Genomic DNA, 22,148 nt, shown 5'->3' with positions numbered 1-22,148 from the left:
GTCTCCGCGGGCAGCGCCTCACCGACCACGAAGGCCGCGCGCAGGGTGGTCAGTTCGTCCGCCTCGGCGTGGTTGAGGAAGACGGTGAGCATCGAGGGGACGAAGTCGGTCAGCGTGACTCGCTGCGCGGCAATGGTTTCGGCGAGATAGCGGGCGTCGCGGTGGCCGTCGGGGGTGGCCACGATCAGGGTGGCGCCCGCGCGCAGCGGAAGGAAATAGCCCCACAGCGAGACGTCGAAGGTGGTCGCGGTCTTCTGCAGGTAGATGTCGCCGGCGCGCACCCCGTATTCGGCGTGCATCCATTCGAGCTGATTGGCGATGGCGCGATGGCTGACCGCCACACCCTTGGGCCGCCCGGTCGAGCCGGAGGTGAACAGCACATAGGCCGGATGGTCCGGATGCAGCGTGCCGTTGCGCTCCCGGTCGCCGATCGCGGCCCCGGAGTAGTCGGTGAGGTCCAGCTCGTCGAGGTGGTGCACGGCGACCGTATCGGCGGTCGCCGGCGGTAGTGCTAAGCCGGCGGCTCGCGTGGTCAGCACGGTGTGCGGCCGCGCGGTCGCGATGATGTGGCCGATGCGCTCGGCCGGATGGGACGGGTCCACCGGAACGTAGGCGCCGCCCGCGTGCAGCACCGCGTACATGCCGAGCACCAGTTCGATCGACCGCGGCATGGCCAGGACCACCAGCGTCTCCGGTCCGACGCCGGATTCGATCAGCTTGCGCGCGAGCCGGTTCACCCGCTCGGACATCTCGCCGTAGGTGAGCTCGGTGCCCTCGAAGACGAGCGCGCGGTTGTTCGGCGTGCGGCGCGACTGCCGATCGAAACCCTCGTGCAGGAAGTGGTCGAACACCTTGTGGCCGCTGGCGTTCCAGCTCGAGGTCACATAGTCGAGTTCGCCGGCGTCGAGCAGTTCCAGATCGCCGACCGGCAGCCGCGGGTCGGCGGTGGCGCCGCCGAGCAGGCGCAGGAATTTGGCGGCGAATTCCTCGACCGTGGCCGCGTCGAAAAGGTCGGTGGCGTAGGTGAATTCGGCGCGGTATCCGCCGTCGGCGGCGGGCGGGGTGGAAATGGTGAGCTGCAGGTCGAATTTCGCGAAGCCGGGATCGAAATCCACGAGCTCGGTCTCGAGACCCGGCAGTGCCGGCGCGCCGACCCCGATGTTCTGCATGAACAGGCCGACCTGGAACAGCGGATGGCGCGCCTGTGAACGCGCCGGGTTCAGCACCTCCACCAGGCGTTCGAACGGAATCTCGGCATGGGCGAAGGCATCGAGGTCGACGGCGCGGGTGCGGCGGACCAGATCCGCGAAATCGGCGTCGCTCGCCACCCGGGTCCGCAGGACCAGGGTGTTGACGAACATGCCGACCAGATCGTCGAGTGCGCGCTCGCCGCGGCCCGCGACGGGCGTGCCGATCGCGATATCGCTCGTCCCGGACAACCGGGCGAGCAGCAGCGACAGCGCCGCGTGCAGCACCATGAACGGCGTGGCCCGCAGCTGCTCGGCCAGCTCGTCGATCGCCGCGCGCAGGCCGGCGTCGATGGTGAATTCGACGGTTGCGCCCCGGTACGAGGCCGCGGCCGGGCGCGGCCGATCGGCGGGCAGATCCAATTGCGCCGGGAGCTCGGCCAATTCGCGCTGCCAGAAGGTCAGCTGCCGGGCCGCTTCGGAGTCCGGATCGGTGTCGTCGCCGAGCACTCGCTGCTGCCACAGCGTGTAGTCGACATAGTGCAGCGGCAGCGGCGTCCAGGCCGGGGCGGTGCCGCGGCTGCGGGCGGTGTAGGCCTGGATCAGGTCACGCAGCAGCGGTCCCATCGACACCCCGTCGGCGGCGATGTGATGGACCACCAGCACCAGGGTGTGATCGTCGGCGCCGGTACGCAGCAACCGGACCCGTACCGGAATCTCGGCGGCGACGTCGAAACCGGTGGCGGCGACCTCGCGCACCGCGGCGACCAGATCGGCCTCGGCGACCTCGACCGGCGTCAGTTCCGGCTCGGCGACGGGCCGCACGACCTGCACGGCCCCCGCGGCGGTCTGCGGATACACGGTGCGCAGCACCTCGTGGCGCGCGGTCACGTCGGCGACGGCCGCACGCAGGGCGGCGGTGTCGAGCCGGCCCCGCAGGCGCAGCGCGACGGGAATGTTGTCCACCGCCGCCGCGGAGTTGCCGGTGGCGTCGCTGTTGGCCAGTCGGTTCAGGAACCACATGCGGCGCTGCGCCGCCGACAGCGGGACCGCCTCCGGGCGCGGACCGGCGACCAGCGGCGGTCGCACGCGGGCGGTGGTGGCCAGGGCGGCGAGGCCGGCCGGAGTGGGGCGGTCGAAGAAGTCCCGCACGTCGACCGCGATGTCCAGGGCGACCGAGATGCGTGCGATCGCGCGGGTGGCCAGCAGCGAATTGCCACCGCGGGCGAAGAAGTCGTCGTCGGCGCCCACGGCCTCGATCCCGAGCAGGTCGGCGAAGATCTCCGCCACCGCTCGCTCGCCCGGCGTCTCGGGTGCACGGAATTCCGTTGCGGCACCGCTGAATTCAGGTTCGGGTAGGGCCTTGCGATCCAACTTGCCGTTGGCGTTGACCGGCATGCGGTCCATGCCGACGAGCAGGGTCGGCACCATGTATTCCGGCAACCGCCGCGCGGCGTCGCCGAGAATCGCGCCGGAATCGAGCTCGCACCCACCGGCCGGCACGACGTAGCCGATCAGGTGGTCGCCCGTGCCGTGCCGGTACAGCACCACCGCGGCCTGTGCGACCGCTTCGTGCGCCAGCAGCGCCGCCTCGACCTCACCCAGCTCGATCCGCAGACCACGCAGCTTCACCTGGAAGTCGCTGCGGCCCAGATATTCCAGTTCGCGCGGGCCGCCGTCGATCCCGCTGTTCCAGCGCACCAGGTCGCCGGTGCGGTACATGCGGTCGCCCGGGGCGCCGTGCGGACTGGCGACGAACCTCTCGGCGGTCAGCGCCGCGCGGCCGAGGTAGCCGCGGGCCAGCTGCACACCGGACAGATACAGCTCCCCCACCACACCGTCCGGAACGAGTTGCAGGTTGTCGTCCAGGACGTGCAGATCGGTATCGTCGGCCGCCGCGCCGATCGGGACCGCGACCGTATCGGCCGCGGTCACCTCGTGCGCGGTCACGTCGACCGCGGCCTCGGTCGGGCCGTACAGATTGTGCAGGCTCGCGCCGCTCACATCGCGGAAGGCGGCGCCGGTCGCGGCGGGTAGCGCCTCACCGGAGGCGAACACCGCACGCAGGGAGTCGATATCGCTCATCGCCCGCGCATCCGCGACCGCGGCCGCGAACACCGCCAGCATGGACGGCACGAAATGCGCGATGGTGACGTGCTTGGCGGCGATAGTCCGGATCAGATAGGCCGGATCGCGGTGGCCGTCCGGTGCGGCCAGTACCAGCCGGGCGCCGATCTGCAAGGGCCAGAAGAACTCCCATACCGACACGTCGAAGGTGAACGGCGTCTTCTGCAGCACCACATCCGCGGCGTGCATGCGGTAGCAGCGCTGACGCCAGCGCAGATTCGCCACGATGGCGCGGTGCGAGACCGCGACCCCCTTGGGCCGACCGGTCGAGCCGGAGGTGAAGATGACGTAGGCGGTGTTGTCCGGGCGCGCCGGCACCACCTCCTCGGACTCCGGCACGGGCGACCGATCGCCCGTCTCCCAATCGAGTTCGTCCACTCGCAGCACGGGCACACCGTCGAACGACGGACTCCCGGCGTGGGTGAGAACGACGACGGGCGCGGCGATCTCCAGCACATACGCGATGCGATCGGCGGGATGCTCCGGGTCGATCGGCACGTAGGCGCCGCCGGCCTTGTGGATGGCGTACATGCCGATCACCAGTTCCAGCGACCGGTGCATCGACAGGCCCACCCGCGCGTCCGGGCCGACTCCCAGCCGGACGAGCTGCCACGCCAGCGCGTTCGCGCGGGCATCGAGTTCGGCGTAGGTCAGGGTCCGGCCGTCGAATTCCACCGCGACCAGACCGGGCGTGCGCGCCACCTGCTCGGCGAACAGCGTGGCGAGCGTATCGGCGGGAGCCAGGCCGGGTTCGAGCACGTCCGCGGCCGCGGTGAGCGCGTCGTCGAGCAGATCGGAGACGGCGGCGGCGAGCGCGCCCTCCCCCGATTCCAGCAGCGCCGGCAGCCGGCCCGAGACGACCACCTGCACGAGCGCATCGGGGGTCAGCGCGTCACCCATCGCCGCGGCCAGCGTGGTCAGCTCCGCGCCCAGCTCGGCATAGGTGAGCGCGGTGTCCTCGTGGCGGACCGCGACGCGCTGCGGTTCCAGGTCGGCGACGACCTCGATCAGATACGGCAGATCCGCGATGCCGTAGGCGCCGCGCAGCGCGGGGTGCTCGGTGGACCGGACGGGTGTAACCGACTCTGCATGCGTCATCAGTGGGTTCCTTCCGTGGTGAGCACGCCCTGTGCGCGCAGATGCAGGGCCTCGAGCATCGTGGTGAGTCCGCCGGCGCCGGCGGCGAGAACGCCGGGCAGCAGTCCGGCCAGCGCGACATTGATCAGCGCGTCGGGACTGGCGCTCGCGCCCATGGCCCGGCCGACGGTGACCATCTTGTGGTGCAGTTCCGCGAATCCGATTCCGCGACCGCCGAATTCGACGGCCAGCGAATCGGGTGCGGTTCCGGCCGCGGCGGCGATGAGATCGACCAGATCGCCGGGCAGCCGGGTGGACGCCGCGCGGCCGGTGCGGCGATCGCGTTCCTCGGCGGTGCGAATGTCGATCGCGCGCACGGTGATCGACGGATCCGCCGCCACCGCCCGCACGATCAGCTGTAGTCGCTCGGCGAACAATCGCACCGTGCGCTCGTCGAAGATGTCGGTGGGATAGCAGAATTGCATCCGCAACCGTTGCAGTTCACCGTCCGGGCCGAATTCCTCCAGCGCGGTCAGCTGCAGATCGAATTTCGCCTCCGGCAAGGCCGGTTCGAGGGTCTCGACCCGCAGACCGGGCAGCGTGACCGTCGTGGCCGGCAGGTTCTGGAAGGTGAACAGCACCTGGAAGATCGGCGTATACGCACTGGTGCGGGTGCGGCCCAGCGCCTCCACCACCCGTTCGAACGGCACCTCGGTGCGGCCGAGCGCCGCCAGGTCGCCGTCGCGCACATTCCGCAGCAGTTCGGCGAAACTCGTGCGGGCGTCGATCTCGGTGCGCAACGCCACGGTGTTGACGAACATGCCGACCAGATCGTCGAGTTCGCGCTCACCACGGCCGGCCACCGGTGCGCCGACGACGATGTCGGACTGTCCGGACAGCTTCGCCAGCAGCACCGCGAACGCGGCGTGCATCGTGGAGAACAGTGTGGTTCCGTGTGCTCGCGCGACGCCGGACAGCTGCGCCACCAGCGGCTGGTCGAAGGCGAAATCGACCGTCGCGCCGCGCATCTCACGCCGGGCGGGACGCGGGCGATCGGTCGGCAGTGCCAGCTGTTCGGGCGCGCCGGCCAGCCGGTCGCGCCAGTAACGGAGCTGCTCGGACAGCACGCTGTCGGTGTCGGTGTCGGCGCCGAGCACGGTCCGCATCCATTCGCTGTAGTCGGCGTACTGGACCGGTAGCGGACTCCACTGGGGCGAGGCTCCGGCCAGGCGGCTGGTGTAGGCCGCGATCAGGTCGCGGGTCAGCGGCGCCATCGAGTAGCCGTCGGCACTGATGTGGTGGACCACCACGACCAGGATGTGTTCGTCGTCGGCCACCCGCAGCAGACGCACCCGCACCGGCGGGGCGGCCGTGACGTCGAAGCCGACGGCGACGATCTCGGCGATACGCTCGTCGATCTCGGTGCGCCGCACCGGAATCGGATCGATGTCGACCGGCGTGACGGGAAGCACCTCCTGTACCGGTTCCGGTTCGGCCGAGGTGGTGCGGACTTCCGGATACCGGGTGCGCAGGATGTCGTGGCGGCGCACCAGATCCGCGAGCGCGGCCCGCAGGGCATCGAGGTCCAGCGCACCGGTCAGGCGCAACGCGACCGGCACGTGATAGGCCGCCGAATCCGGGGCGAGCCGGTTCAGCACCCACATCCGCTGCTGGGCGAGCGACAGCGGTACCGCTGCGCGGGTGGTCCGCGGGCGCAGTGGCGGACGGACGTCACGCTCGGCCGCATCGATCCAGGCGGCCAGCGCCGCGACGGTCGGGGCGGTGAAGACCGCGGCCACCGGCACCCGCACGCCCGAGGCCGCACCCAGCCGCGCGGCCAGGCGGGCGGCCGCGAGCGAATTGCCGCCGAGTTCGAAGAAGTCGGTGCCGGCGCCGATCGGCGACTCGCCGTCGGCGGGCCGTCCGACGATATCGGCGAATTCCGCTGCCACCAGGCGTTCGGTATCGGTGCCCGGCGCCCGGAATTCTGCCTCGGACAGCACCGGGGCGGGCAGCCGATCACGGTCGACCTTGCCGTTGGCCGTGAGCGGCAGTGCGTCCAGCACCACCACCGCCGCCGGCACCATGTACTTCGGCAGGTCGCTGCCGAGCGCCTCGCGCAGCGTGTTCGCGTCGACCCCCGCGCCGGGTACCGCGGCGTAGGCGATCAGGCGCGGTCCGGCGCCGCCGTCGGTGCGGGCCACCGCGACCGCGGCCTCGACGCCGGGCCGGCGCAGCAGAGCGGCCTCCACGTCGCCGAGTTCGATCCGGAAACCGCCGATCTTGACCTGGAAGTCGGCCCGCTCCAGATATTCGAGCAGCCCGTCGGTCCGGCGGCGCACGATATCGCCCGTGCGGTACATGCGGCCACCGTGGAACGGATCGGCGACGAAACGCCCCGCGGTGAGCGCCGGTTGTTCCTGATAGCCGCGGGCCAGCTGGTCACCGGCCAGATACAACTCACCGGGCACACCCGGCGGGACCGGCCGCAGCCGGCGATCGAGCACATGGGCCCGGCTGTTCCACACCGGTGCGCCGATCGGCACCACCGGCGCCGGATCGGTGCCCACCCGGTGCGAGGTGATGGACACCGCGGTTTCGGTGGGGCCGTACAGATTGAACAGCGTCGCGTCGCTGCGGCTTGCGAACTGCCGCGCCGTCGACTGCGGCAGCGCCTCACCGATCGCGAGGACGGCGCGCAGCGTCTGCGGCAGGGCGGTCTCGTCGGCCAGCAGCATGCCCAGCAGCGAGGGCACGGTGAACAGCACGCTGACCCGGTGTCGCCGCATGAGCTCACGCAGGTGGTCGGGATCGCGTTCGCTGCCCGGCTCGCTGATCACCAGGGCACCGCCGCTGACCAGCACGGACCAGAACTCCCACACCGAGAGGTCGAAGGTCGCGGGCGTCTTGAGCAGCGTGCGATCGGTGCCGTCGATGCCGAATTCGGCTCGCAGCCAGAGCAATTGATTGACGATGGCGCCGTGCGAGACCGCCACGCCCTTGGGGCGTCCGGTGGAGCCGGAGGTGAACACGACATACGCGGTGTTCGACGGCCGCAGCGGCGCGACCCGATCGGCAGCGGTGATCGGCGTTCCGGGATGGTCCGACAGATCCGTACCGGGATCCACCACCGCGATGTCGTCGCGCACCCCGGGCACCGCACCGCTGCCCAGCACGCACACCGGCCGCGCGGTCTCGACGATATGCGCGATCCGGTCGGCCGGATGGTCGGGATCGATCGGCACATAGGCGCCGCCGGCCTTGGCCACCGCGAACATGGCGATCACGAGTTCGGCCGAACGGCGCAGCGCCAGCACCACATTCGTCTCCGGACGCACACCGAGGCCGATGAGGTGGCGGGCCAGCCGGTTGACCCGGGTGTCGAATTCGCGATAGCTCAGTTCGCGGCCGCTCTCGTCGATCAGCGCCACTGCCGCGGGATCCGCGGCGACCCGGGCGTCGACCAGATCCACCAGCGTCGCCTCGGGAACCTCTCGCTCGGTCCGGTTGCAGTCCTCGATCAGGAACCGGTACTGCTGCTCGCCGAGCAGATCCAGATCGCGGATCCGGGTCGCGGGTGCGGCGGCCACCGTGTGCAGGACCCGGCTCACCTGGGCGGCGATCCGCTCGGCGGTCTCGGCGGTGAACAGATCGGTCGCGTAGCCGAGTGCCAGCTCGATGCCCGCCGGTGCGCCGGTCTCGGTGTGGTGGTCGACGGCGAACAGGTGCAGATCGAATTGCGCGATGTCGATGTCGGATTCGACCTCGGTGACGGTCAGGCCCGGTAGTCGCAGGGTGGCGCGATCGTGGTTCTGGAACGACAGGCCCACCTGCACCAGCGGATGCCGGGCCGTCGAGCGACGCGGATTCAACACCTCGACGAGGCGTTCGAACGGCACATCGGTATGCGAGAGAGCGGCGATATCGGCCGCCCGCACGGCGTCGAGCAGTGTGTCGAAGGAGGCGTCCACGTCGACCGCGGTCCGCAACACCACGGTATTGACGAACATGCCGATGACCTCGTCCAGCGCGGCGTCGTTGCGCCCCGCGACGGGCGTGCCGACCGCGATGTCGCCGGTGTCGCACAGCCGGGCCAGCACCGCCGCGAAGGCCGCGTGCACGACCATGAACACCGTGGCGCCGGCGCCGCGGCCCAATCCGGCCAGCCGCCGGTGCAATTCGGCGTCGACGGCGAATGCGACGCGACGGCCGTGCAGGCTCTGGCGGGCCGGACGGGGCCGGTCGGTCGGCAGATCGAGCTGATCCGGCAGGCCGGCCAATGTGTCGCGCCAGAACGCGATCTGCCGGGCGGCCACCGATTCGGCATCGTCCTCGGCGCCCAGCAGGCGCTTCTGCCACAGGGCGTAGTCGGCGTACTGCACCGGCAGCGGCGACCAGCCGGGCCGGTCGGAGCGGACCCGGGCCTCGTAGGCGCGCATCAGATCGGCGACGAACGGCACAATCGAGGAGCCGTCGGCGCAGATGTGATGCAGCACCGCCGCCAGCACATGCTCGTCCGGGGCGAGTTCGAATACCCGCACCCGTACGGGCACGTCGGCGGTGACGTCGAATCCGGTGCCGAACAACTCGCGGATGCGTTGTGCCAGTGCGTTTTCGGTGACCGGTTCGGCCGTCGCGTCGATGTGGACCCGTTCGGCCGGCAGGATCACCTGGGCCGGTTCGCCGCCGATCTCGGGGTAGACGGTACGCAGCGATTCGTGCCGTGCCACCACATCGCGCAGCGCCGCATCGAGAGCCTGCCGGTCCAGGTCGCCGGACAGGCGCAGTGCCAGCGGAATGTTGTAGGCGGCCGACGTGCGGTCGAACCGGTTGAGAAACCACATCCGTTGCTGGGCCGGCGAGAGCGGCAGCCGGGCCGGACGCTCACCGGCGACCAGGGCGGGCCGGGCGCCGCCGTACAGCGCCGCCACCGCGAGGTCGGCGACCCGAGGATTCTCGAACAGCGTGCGCACCGGGACGCTCACACCGAGCGCCGCGCCGATCCGGGCGACGGCCTTGGCCGCCGAGAGCGAGCTGCCGCCGAGAGCGAAGAAGTCGTCGTCGGCGCCCACCGCGCGCTCGGTGTCGATATCGCCGAGCACCTCGGTGAACACATCCGCCACGATCTGCTCGGCGGCGCTCGTCGGCCGGCGGTAACCCACCGTCTCGAACACCGGCGCCGGCAGGGCGCGCACATCCAGTTTCCCGTTGACCGTCAACGGAATTCGATCCACCGCGACCACGGCCGCGGGAACCATGTGCTCGGGCAGCCGGTCGGCCACCGTGCGGCGCACCGCCGGCACGTCGAGGCCGGCGCCGACCACATATCCGACGATCCGGGCTTCGGCTCCCTCGTCCGCGCGCACCACGACCGCGGCCTGCGCCACCGAATCCACGGCCAGCAGTGCGGCCTCGATCTCGCCGAGTTCCACCCGGAAGCCGCGCAGGTTCACCTGATGGTCGGCGCGACCCAGATATTCGAGGTCACCGGTCGCGGTCCACCGTGCCAGGTCGCCGGAGCGGTAGGCGAGCGAGCCCGCCGTTCCGTAGGGGTCGGCCACGAATCGCCCGGCGGTCAGGCCGGGCCGTCGCAGATATCCGCGGGCGAGTTGTCCGCCGGAGACGTAGATCTCGCCCGGCACGCCCACCGGGACCGGCCGCAGCCGGGAATCGAGCAGTCGCACGGTCAAACCCGGCAGGGCGCCACCGATCACGCCGGCCGTGCCGGTGCGCGCGTCGATCGGCCGGAACGACACGTGCACCGTGGTTTCGGTGATGCCGTACATATTGATCAGCCGCGGTGTGTGCGGATACCGCGCGAGCCAGTCCCGCAGCCGCGCCGGCTCCAGCGCTTCGCCGCCGAAGATCACGTAGCGCAGGCGATGGTCGGCCGGAGCTTCGGCCAGAGCCGCGCTCATCAGCTGGTAGAACGCCGAGGGCGTCTGGTTGAGGACCGTCACGCCCTCGTCGATCAGCAGGTCCCGGAACTGCTGCGGCGACCGGGAGGTGAAGTAGTCGACGACGACGATCCGGCCGCCGTGCAACAACGCACCCCACAGCTCCCACACCGAGAAGTCGAAGGCGTAGGAGTGGAACAGCGTCCACACGTCGGAGCGATCGAAGTCGAATCGCTCACGGGTATTGTCCAGCAACCGAATCACATTGGCGTGCGGCACCTGCACACCCTTGGGACGGCCGGTGGAACCGGAGGTGTAGATGACGTAGGCGGTGTTGTCCGGGCGCAGCGGCGAGCGGCGGTCGGCATCGGTGATCGGCGCGGTGTCCAGCTCCTGCCAGGACACGGTGTCCAGGTCGATCACCGGGCCGTCGAACCAGCCCCGGGCCGCGCCGTCCGCATCGGTGATCGCGCACACCGGCCGGGCGTCGGCGAGGATGTACGCGATCCGGTCGGCGGGGTAATCCGGATCGATCGGCAGATAGCCGGCGCCGGATTCGACGACCGCGAGCAGTGCGACGATCAGGTCCGCCGAGCGCGGAAGCGCTACGGCCACCAGCGTTTCCGGACCGGCGCCGGCCGCGATCAGGCGCCGCGCGAGGCCGTGGGCCCGGTCCGCGAGTTCGCCGTAGGTGAGGGTGGCGTCGCCGGCGCGTACCGCCACCGCCGTGCGGTCGGCGTGCGCGGCCGCCGCGAAACGCGTGGCGATGGTGGTCGTTTCGGCACGGTCGGCGCCGCTGACGGACCATTCGTACAGCGCGCGATGCTGTTCCTCGGCGCTGAGCAACTGGATGTCGCCGACCACGACGGTGTGATCGTGGCTGACCGCGGCCAGTACCTGCTCGAAGCGCCGCGCGAGCTCCGCGATCGTCGGCGCGTCGAAAAGGTCTGTGGCATAGGTGATCTCGACCGACATTCCGCCCGCGCGGCCGTCGTCGTCGATGGACTCGACCAGCGTGAACTGCAGGTCGAACGCGACCGCCGCCGCGTCGACCGGCTCGGGCGTGACGTGCAGTCCCGGCAGATCGACCTCGGGCAGGGTGAAGTTCTGGAAGGTCAGCGCCACCTGGAACAGCGGATGGCGGCTCGCGGTGCGGGCCGGCGCCAGCATCTCCACCACCTGCTCGAACGGCACGTCGACCTGGGACAGGGCCGAAATATCTTGCGCGCGAACGGTGTCGAGCACCGTGTGGAAGTGCTCGCGACTGTCGATCTCGCTGCGCAACACGATGGTGTTGACGAACATGCCGACCATCGGATCCAGCGCGGCCTCGCCGCGCCCGGCCACCGGGGTGCCGATCGCGATATCGGAGGTGCCCGACATGCGCGACAGCAGTACCGCCAGCGCGGCATGCACCGTGCTGAACAGGGTGGTCTCGTGTTTGCGGGCGAGTTCGCCCAGTTCGCTGTGCAGATCGGAGTCGATCTGGAAGCGGTGGCTGCCACCGCGATACGACGGCGTCGCCGGACGCGGACGGTCGGTGGGCAGTTCCAGCTGTTCCGGCAGCCCGGCCAGGCGGGTGCGCCAGAATTCGCGCTGGCGGAAGAGCTCGGATTCCGGATCGGCCGGATCGCCGAGGACCTCCGCCTGCCACAGCGTGTGGTCGCGATATCGCACCGGCAGGTCCTGCCAGTCGGGTGCGTGCCCGGCGCGGCGTGCGGCGTACGCGGTCGTCACATCGGCGGCCAACGGGCCCAGGGAAAGGCCGTCGGCGCAGATGTGGTGCAGGACCAGCAGCAGCACGTGATGATCGCCCGACAGCGCGAAAAGCTCTGCGCGCAGGCCGGTCTCGGCAGTGAGGTCGAATTCGGTGGCGCAGATCCCGGCGATGCGCTCGGCCAGCACGTGCTCGCTCACCGCGGCCACGCGCAACGCCGGGATGTGCGCCGCGGCGGGCTCGACGACCTGCACCGGTCCGTCCGCGGTATCGGGGTAGCGGGTGCGCAGCGTCTCGTGCCGCTCGACGACATCGGCCAGGGCCGCGCGCAGGGCGTCGACATCCAGCTCTCCGCGCAACCGCAGTGCCAGCGGGATGACGTCGACCGCGGCCGCCGCCCGTTCGTCGGCGCGGTAGCGGTTGAGGAACCAGATCCGCCGCTGCGCGGCCGAGAGCGGCACCTGCTCCGGGAGGGTGCGCGCGGTCAGCGGGGCGCGCGCGCCGGTACCGGCCAGCAGCTCGGCGTGTGCCGCCAGCTCGGCCACCGTGGTGGCCTCGAACAGCAGGCGCACCGGCAGCTGGGTGTCCAGGGCGGCGCCGATGCGGGCCAGCACCTGGGTGGCGAGCAGCGAATTGCCGCCGAGGTCGAAGAAGTCGTCGTCACGGCCCACGCGCTCGGCGCCGAGAACCTCCGCGAAGACCTCGGCGACCACGGCTTCGGCCGCCGTCGCCGGGGCGTGGTATTCGCGCGCCTGCCAGACCGGATCGGGCAGGGCGCCGCGGTCCAGTTTGCCGGAGCCGTTGAGCGGGAACGCGTCGAGGACGACGTACGCCGCCGGGAGCATATAGACCGGTAGTCGCCGCGCCAGTGCGGCCTTCACCGCGTCGATATCGATGCCGGCGCCCTCGGCGGGCAGCAGGTACGCGACCAGGCGGTCGCCGATCTGCGGGTCGGGGCGGACGATCACCACGGCCCGATCGATCTCGGGCAGGGCGGTGAGCGCCGCTTCGATCTCACCCAATTCGATGCGCAGGCCGCGCACCTTGACCTGAAAGTCCGTGCGGCCCAAGTACTCCAGTTCACCGCGAGGATTCCACGCGACGAGGTCGCCGGTGCGGTAGAGCCGCTCCCCGGCGACGAACGGATCGGCCACGAAACGTTCCGCGGTGATGTCGGGGCGCCCGACGTACCCCTCGGCCAGCTGCGTGCCGGCCAGGTACAGCTCACCGACGACGCCGACCGGCACCGGACGCAGCCGCGCGTCCAGTACGTACAGCCGGGTGTTGAACACCGGGCGGCCGATCGGCACGGTCGCGGTGTCGGTGTCGACGACCTCGTGGTGAGTGACGTCGACCGCGGCCTCGGTCGGCCCGTAGAGGTTGTGCAGTCGCGCACCGGTCGCCGCCCGCATGCGCTGCGCGACCTCGACCGGCAGCGTCTCACCGGAGGCGAACACCGTCCGCAGCGAACCCGGCCGCGCGTGCGCGAGGAACACCGCGAGCATCGAGGGCACGAAATGCGCCACCGAAACATGTTCGGCGCGAATCACTTCGGCGAGGTAGGCGGGGTCGCGATGGCCGTCGGGCCGGGCCACCACCAGCCGGGCGCCGACCTGCAACGGCCAGAAGAACTCCCACACCGACACGTCGAAGGTCGCCGGAGTCTTCTGTAGTACGACGTCGCAGGCGGTCAGTTCGTATTCGGACTGCATCCACACCAGCCGGTTCACGATCGCCCGGTGACTCACCGCCACACCCTTGGGCCGGCCCGTCGACCCGGAGGTGAACAGGACATAGGCGGGATGGCCCGGCAACAGCGGTCGCAGGCGGTCGGCGTCGGTGAGCGGTGCCGACGAGTAGTCACCGGTGTCGAACAGGTCGATGTCGAGGACGGCGCAATGACTGACCAGGCCGCTGGTATCGAGATCGAGCCCGTCGGTGGAACGGGTCAGGACGCACACCGGCCGGGCGGTGCGCAGCACGTCACCGGTGCGGTGGGCCGGATGGTCGGGATCGAGCGGTACGTAGGCCGCGCCCGCGGCCACCACCGCGTACATGGCGACCACCAGGTCGTCGCTGCGGCGGATACCCAGGGCCACGGTGCGCCCGGGGCCGACGCCGATCGACACCAGCAGCCGCGCCAACTGATTCACCCGCGCCGCGATCTCGGCATAGGTCCATGCGGCGCCCTCGAAACGCACGGCGACGGCATCCGGGCTGCGGCGCGCCTGCTCGGCGAACAGATCGGCCAGCGTGGTCGCCGGCACCTGGTGCGCGGTGTCGTTCCACGTCACCAGGGTCTGTTCGCGTTCGGCGGCCGACATCGGTTCGATATCGCCGACCGGCCGTTCCGGCTGCGCGACCAGGGCTTCGAGTACCAGGCGGAACCGGCGCGCGAATCCCGCGATCGTGGGCTCGTCGAACAGGTCCGTCGCATATTCGAAGGCCGCGGCCAGGCTGCCGTCGGCCTGTTCCTCGGCCGTCAGGTGCAGGTCGAATTTGGCTGTGCCGGAATCGAGTTCGAGCGTCGTCGCGCGCAGACCGGGCAGCCGCGGTGCACCGGCGGCGGCCTGGCGCAGATCCAGCATCACCTGGAACAGCGGATGCCGGGCCGCCGAGCGCATCGGGTTCAGCACCTCGACCAGACGTTCGAACGGGACGTCGCGGTGGGCGAAGGCGCGCAGGTCGGCGTCGCGCACGGTGCCGAGCAGCGCGGTGAACGAGGACTCGGGCGCGACGTCGGCGCGCAGCACCAGCGTATTGACGAACATGCCGACCAAATCGTCGAGCGCGGCCTCACCCCGGCCGGCGATAGGCGTGCCGATCGCGATATCGCGCTGCCCGGACAGTTTCGCCAGGACCACCGCGAACGCGGTGTGCAGCGCCATGAAGAAGGTGGCGCCGGCCCGCTCGGCGTGGGTACGCAGCGCGGAGACGGTCTCGGCGGGCAGCGCGAAGCGGTACCGGGCCCCGCGGCCCGTCGCCGTCGCCGGCCGCGGCCGATCGCCCGGCAGGGCCAGCACATCGGGCAGGTCCGCCAGTTCGCCTGCCCAGAACCGGATCTGCTCGGCGATGGGAGAATTCGGATCGTCTTCGGAGCCCAGCACGGCCCGCTGCCAGAGCGCGTAGTCGGCGTACTGCACCGGCAGCGGCTGCCACTGCGGTGCGCGACCGGCCGTGCGCGCGGCGTAGGCCTGCATCAGGTCCCGCGTCAGCGGCGCGATCGACCAGCCGTCCGCCGCGATGTGGTGAATCGAGACGACGAGTACGTGCACGTCGGCGGCGCAGCGCAGCAGCGCCGTCCGGATCGGCGCCTGGTCGCGCACCACGAAGGCGACGGCCGCCTCGGCCCGCAGACGCTGCGGCAGTTCGTCCTCGTGCACCGGCTGCGGCGTCAGGTCGATCACCACATCCGCCGCATCGAGCACATCCTGGAAGGGCACCCCGTCGACGGCGGGATAGCGGGTCCGCAGGGCCTCGTGCCGTGCCAGCACATCGCGCACCGCCGCGGCGAGGGCGGTGATATCCAACGCCCCGTGCAGCCGGATGGCGGTGGTCAGATTGTCGACCGCGGATTCGGTGTCGAACTGGTTGCGGAACCACATCCGCTGCTGCGCGTAGGACAAAGGCAGCGAGTGCGGCCGCGGCCCGGCGGTCAGCGCGCGGTGGCGGCGCGGGGCCGAATCCCGCAGTCGCCGAGCGAGGTTCGCGACTCCTGGACTCTCGAACAGCAGACGTACCGGGACCTCGCGGTCCAGCGTCTCCGCCAGCCGCGCCGAAACCTGGGTCGCCACCAGCGAATTGCCGCCGAGGGCGAAGAAGTCGTCGTCGAGTCCGACCTGTTCGACACCCAGTACACCGGCGAAGACCGCCGCGACCGCCTTCTCCTCGGCGCTCTCCGGCGCGCGGAACCGCTCGGCGGCCAGGACGGGATCGGGCAGGGCCGCGCGATCGAGTTTGCCGGAGGCCGTGAGCGGCATGGCCGCCAGCGCGACGTACGCGCTCGGCACCATGTACGAGGGCAGCCGATCGCGCAGCCGGCTCTCGGCGAGGGTCTGCGGATCGCCGTCGCACACCACATACGCCACCAGCAGATCGCCGGCCCGATGCCGGTACACCCGCACCGCGGCGGCGTCGATGCCCGGCGTGGCCAGCAGGGCCGCCTCGATCTCGCCCAGTTCGATGCGCTGGCCCCGCACCTTCACCTGGAAGTCGCTGCGCCCCAGATATTCCAGATCCCCGGTGCGGAGGCGGCGTACGAGGTCACCGGTGCGGTACATGCGCGCGCCGGCGGGGCCGAACGGATCGGCCACGAATCGCTGGGCGGTCGCGCCGGTCCGCCCCTGGTAGCCGCGGGCGATCTGCGCACCGGACAGGTACAGCTCGCCGATCACCAGATCGGGCACCGGCCGCAGCTGCGTATCGAGCACCAGAACATGGCTGTCGCGCACCGGTTTTCCGATCGGCGCCGGGCCGCTGTGGCCGGGCGTGATCGGTGCGTGGGTGGCGTGGACGGTGAATTCCGTGGGCCCGTACAGATTGTGTACCGCGGCATCGCTCACCGCGGCGAACGCGCGCACCGCCGCACCGTTGAGCGCCTCGCCGGCGACGAGAACACAACGCAGCGTGCGGATATCGGCCGGCGCCACGGTGTTCGCGAAGGTCGCCAACATCGACGGTACGAACGAGGTCATGGTCACGGCGTGCCGGGCGATGGTCGCGGCCAGATAGGCGGTGTCGCGGTGCCCGTCCGGGGTGGCCACCACGAGCCGCGCTCCACTGGTCAGCGGCGCGAACAGCTCCCATACCGAGACGTCGAAGGTGGCCGGGGTCTTGAACAGCACCACGTCCCGCTCGCCGATCCCGTACTCGGCGGTGATCCATGCGATCTGGTTGCCGAGTGAACCGCGCTGGACGGCAACACCTTTCGGTGTTCCCGTCGATCCGGAGGTGAAGATGACGTACGCGGCGGCGGCCGAGCGCACCGGGGCGAGCCGGTCGGCGTCGGTGAGCGGGCGTTCGGACAGGCCGTCCGATTCGAGCGCATCGATCGCGATCTGCCGGACGTCGAGGTCGGGCGCGTCACCGGCGGTCAGCATGCACACCGGCGCGGCGGTCTCGGCCATCTGCCGCAAGCGTGCCGTCGGCTGATCCGGGTCGACCGGCACGTAGGCACCACCGGCGGCCAGTACGGCGTAGGCGCCGATCACCAGCTCGGCGGACCGGCGCATCCCCAGGACGACCAGCGATTCCGGGCCGACGCCCGCGCCGACGAGATGGCGCGCCAGGCGGTTGATCCGGGCCGACAGCTCGGCATAGGTGTAGTGCCGCTCGCCGTCGACCACGGCGACCGCGTCGGGCCGCAGGAGCACCTGCCGCTCGAATGCGGTGAGCACGTCGGGGGCGGATTCCTCGGCGCCGCGACGGCCGGATTCGATCGCGCGGCGCAACTCGGCCGCATCGAGCAGTGGTAGCTGCCCCACCGCACGGGTGGGCTCGGCGACCGCATGGGCGAGCAGTTGCCGCCACCACCGCGCATAGCCCGCGATGGTGTCCGGCTCGAAAAGATCTGTGGCGTAGGTGAATTCCGCCGTGATCCCCGCCGGTGCCGGACCTTCCCCGGGACCGGCACCGGCGAAGCTTTCGGTGACCGTCAGTTGAAGGTCGAACTTGGTCACCGCCGTGTCCAGGGTACTCGTCCGCACGGACAATCCGGGTAACTCGACGGTGATGTCCTGAGTGTCGGCCACACCCAGCATCACCTGGAACAACGGATGCCGGGCCTGCGATCGGACGGGGTTGAGCGCCTCCACCAACTGTTCGAAGGGCAGATCGGCGTGGGCGAAGGCACCCAGGTCCACCGCCCGGACCCGTTGCAGCAGAGCGGTGAACGGTTCGTCGGCCGCCACTCGGGTGCGCAGCACCAGCGTGTTGACGAACATGCCGATCAGATCGTCTAGTTCGCGGTGGCCGCGACCGGCGACCGGGGTGCCGATCACGATGTCCTCACCACCCGAGATGCGTGCGAGCAGCGCGGCCAGCGCGCCGTGCAGCACCATGAAGGTCGAAACACCCTGGGCGCGAGCCAGTTCGGCGATTGCCATGTGCAGGTGCGCGGGAAGGTCGAAGCGGTAGGTGGCGCCCCGGCCGCCGGCCACCGCGGGCCGCGGCCGATCGGCGGGCAGGTCCAGCTGGTCGGGAATTCCCGCGAGCGTGTGCGACCAGTAGCCGAGCTGCTGTGCGGCCAGGGAATCGGGATCGTCGCAATCACCCAGCCGATCCCGTTGCCACAGTGCGTAATCGGCGTACTGCACCGCCGGCGGCGCCTCGACGGCGTCGACTCCCGACCGGCGCAGGGTGTAGGCCGCGGCCACATCCCGCGCCAGCACCGGCAGCGACAGTCCGTCCGCGGCGATGTGGTGCAGCACGATCGCCAACGCGACATCGTCGGCGGACAGCTCGAAAATCACCGCACGCAACGGGATTTCGGCGGTCAGATCGAAGCCCCGCGCGGCCAGCCGGGCCAGCTCGGCGTCGAGCCCCTCCGCGGCGACGGTTTCCACCGCGAAGGTTTCCGGGCCCACCTGCTCGGCGGGAAGAATATGCTGGCGCGCCACGAGGTCGTCGTCCGCGGGAAAGATCGTGCGCAGCACCTCGTGCCGGGCCACCACATCGGCGAGGGCGCGGCGCAGGGCATCGGTATCGACCGCACCGGTCATCCGGACCACGAACGGCATGTTGTAGCCGGCGCTGTCCTGCTCGAACCGGTTGAGGAACCAGATGCGCTGCTGGGCGGGCGAGAGAGGCAGCATCCGCGGACGCGCCCCCGCGACCGGACCCGCGCTCTCGTACATGTCCTCGGTTTCGAAGGCACGGTCGATCAGCTCGGCCAGCGCCTCGACCGTGGTGGCCTCGAACAATTCCCGCACACCCAGGGCGCAGCCGAGATCGGCGTTGAGCCGCGCCGCCACCTGCGTCGCGACCAGCGAATTGCCACCCAGGGCGAAGAAGTCGTCGTCGAGTCCGATGCGCTCCCGGCCGAGAACCTCACCGAACACCTCGGCGACGGCCCGTTCCGAGACCGACTGCGGCCGGCGGTACCGTCCGGCGCTCCGCTCGGGCGCGGGCAGCGCGGCCCGATCGAGTTTGCCGGACGCGTTGACCGGCAGCGATGCGAGCATCACGTAGGCCGCCGGCGCCATATAACCGGGCAACTCCCGCGCGGCCGCGCCGCGCACCCGCGCCACGTCGACCGCGCCGGCGGTGGTTTCGACCAGATAGGCGACCAGTTGCGCACCGGTCCCGGCATCGTCGCGCACCACGACCACCGCGCGCGCGACCCCGGGCACCGCGCCCAGCACCGCTTCGATCTCGCCGAGTTCGATCCGCAGTCCGCGCAGCTTGACCTGGAAATCGGTGCGGCCGAGATAGTCGAGCTCGCCGTCTGCGGTCCAGCGGACCAGGTCCCCGGTGCGATACATCCGCGCCCCGGGACCGGCCTCCGATTCACTGTCCGCGAACGGATCGGCGACGAACCGTTCGGCGGTCAGCTCCGGCCTCCCGACGTAGCCCCGGGCGAGCTGAACCCCCGACAGATACAGCTCACCCGGAACGCCGACGGGCACCGGCCGTAACCGTGCGTCGAGCACGTACAGCCGGGTGTTGAAGACCGGTGCGCCGATCGGCACACCGGTGGTATCGAGCGGGCCCACCTGATGCGCGGTGACATCGACCGCCGCCTCGGTGGGACCGTACAGGTTGTGCAGCCGCGCGCGCGGCGCGACGGCGAGCAGTCGCTGCGCCAGCGGCCCGGGCAACGCCTCACCCGATGCGAACACCGCCCGCAGCGAACCCAGCGCGGAGCCGTCGACCACGCCGCCGAGGAACGCGGCGAGCATCGAGGGCACGAAATGCGCGATGGTGACACCGAATTCGGCGATCACCGCACGCAGATAGGCCGGATCGCGATGCCCGTCGGGCGAGGCCAGCACCAGGCTCGCGCCCGCCTGCAACGGCCAGAAGAACTCCCACACCGACACGTCGAAGGTGGCGGGGGTCTTCTGCAGGACGACGTCGGCGGCGGTGAGCCGGTAGGCGCTCTGCATCCAGACCAGCCGGTTGACGATCGCGGCATGCGTGACCGCGACGCCCTTCGGCCGTCCGGTGGAGCCCGAGGTGAAGATGACGTACGCGGGATGCTGCGGCCGCAGCGGCGAGATGCGCTCGGCATCGGTGACCAGCCGATCGGACAGTGCCGACAGGTCCAGTGCGTCGATGTCGATCCATCGGGTGTCACCGTCACCGTGATCGGCGACGGTGGTCAGCACGCAGACCGGCTTCGCGGTCTCGAGCACGTACCCGATGCGTTCGGCGGGATGATCAGGGTCCAGCGGCACATACGCCGCACCGGCCGCCAGCACCGCGTACATCGCGACCACGAGCTCCGGCGAACGCCGAATATGCAGTGCCACCGTGGTTTCCGGCCCGGCACCGCGCGCGATCAGGTGGCGCGCGAGCCGGTTGACCTCGGCCGCGAATCCGGCGTAGCCGAGGGTCCGCGCGCCGCGCAGTGCGACGGCCTCCGGGGTCCGCGCGACCTGACGCTCGAACATCGACACCAGGGTCGCGTCCGCCCCCGCCAGCTCGGCGATATCCACCTCGGTGGCATTCCAGATCCGGAGGCTGACCTCGCGTTCCAGATCGGTGGTGACCGCCACCGACGACAGCGGCCGCCCGGGATCGAGGTCGACCAGCCGCTCGAGGAAGCGGACGAAGCGCGCGTGGTGGCGGGCGATGTCGTCGGCGCCGTACAGATTCGGGTTGGCCTCGAAGTCCACGTGCACCCGGTCGCTGTCGCCGTAGTAGACGTTGAGGCTCATATCCTCGACCGGCCCGGTCGAGAGCACGTGATAGCGGCCGGCGGTATCGCCCAGGGTCAGATCGCTGCGGAACAGCATGATGTTGGCCAGCGGCCCGAACAGCGCGCGCCGGGTGGCCAGTCCTTCCATTCCGGCGTCGCGGCGGATGTCCTCGTGCCGGTAGCGCTGATGCCGCAGGGCACCGGCGACCTCGACCCGGGTCTGCTGCAGCAGCTGCGCCCAGGTGGCGTCCCCGACCCTCAACCGCAGCGGGACGATATTGGAGAGCATGCCGGCCGAGCGCCGCATCACGGCAGTCGTGCGGGCGGTGACCGGCAGGCTCAGCACCGCCTCGTCGCGTCCGGTCAGCCGGGCCAGATAGGCCGCGAAGGCCGCGAGCAATACCACTGCCGCGCTCGAATCATGCGCTGTCGCAAGGTCGTTCATCCGGGTGACGACCTTGTCCGGCAGGCGGCGGCCGTGCACCAGATTCCCGGCCGCACGAGGTGCGGTGCGGCCGTTGAGGGTGGTCGCGCCGTCCAGATCGCGGACCCGCTCACCCCAGTACTGCCGGTCCGAGCCGAATCGGGTGCTGTCGCGGTAGCCGCGTTCGCCCTCCACCAGCGATTCGAGGCTGCCCGCCTTGGCCGGTTCGGGTTCGATGCCGCGCAGTTCGGCGGTGTAGCGCTCGGCGACGCGCATGGTGTTGGTCAGGGCGCCGAATCCGTCGAGAACGATGTGGTGGGCGCGCAGATACCAGAACCACCGCCGTTCGCCGACCCGCAGCACGGCCCCGGCGAACAGCCGGTCCGTCAGCAGATCCACCGGTCGGGTGTAGTCCGCGCGCATCCAGTCGTGGGCGGCGGCGACCGGATCGGGAGCATCCCGCAGATCGACCGGCACGATGTCGACGGGAAGCCGCGGGTCCACGCACTGATACGGCTCGCCGTCGGTTTCGCCGAGCCGCACCACCGTGGACCCGAACTCTCGCGCCGCGTCGACCGAGACCTTTTGCAGGACTTCGACATCGAGGTCGCCGTGCACGTCGACGTACTGGGCGATATTGATCGGAGTCCCCGGATCGAGCAGCTGGGCGTACCAGACTCCGAGCTGCGCCGGTGTCAACGGGAACGGCGACGGATCCGACGTGGTCTCGGCACCGTGACTGTCCCCCGGACCGAATCCGCTCAACTCCGAACCCTGCACCAGAGCCTCCTCGATTGACGAAATACCCAGCGTCCGAACGCTTTTCGGGCAGCACGAAATAAGCCCCGGGCACCGCGCG

General features: G+C 70.7%; 2 protein-coding genes (1 of these 2 cut by a window edge). Both read right to left on the bottom strand.

Going from position 1 to position 22,148, the window contains the following annotated elements; all coding sequences use genetic code 11:
* On the bottom strand, window positions 1–4,412 hold part of the coding region annotated (locus tag NK1_RS26230; RefSeq protein WP_157104449.1) for a non-ribosomal peptide synthetase (this coding region is incomplete at its 3' end). The annotated region extends 6,000 nt beyond the left edge of the window; 4,412 of 10,412 annotated nt are visible.
* Entirely contained in the window at window positions 4,412–22,069 is a 17,658-nt protein-coding gene (locus tag NK1_RS26225; protein WP_063012893.1) for a non-ribosomal peptide synthetase, read from the bottom strand. The genes NK1_RS26230 and NK1_RS26225, both read right to left, overlap by 1 nt.
* Window positions 22,070–22,148: the final 79 nt, after the last annotated feature.

This window comes from Nocardia kruczakiae NBRC 101016 (assembly GCF_001612965.1).
Classification (GTDB): Bacteria; Actinomycetota; Actinomycetes; order Mycobacteriales; family Mycobacteriaceae; genus Nocardia; species Nocardia kruczakiae.
The sequence above is the reverse complement of the archived record's forward strand: the minus strand, read 5'-3'. Positions and strand labels throughout refer to the sequence as shown.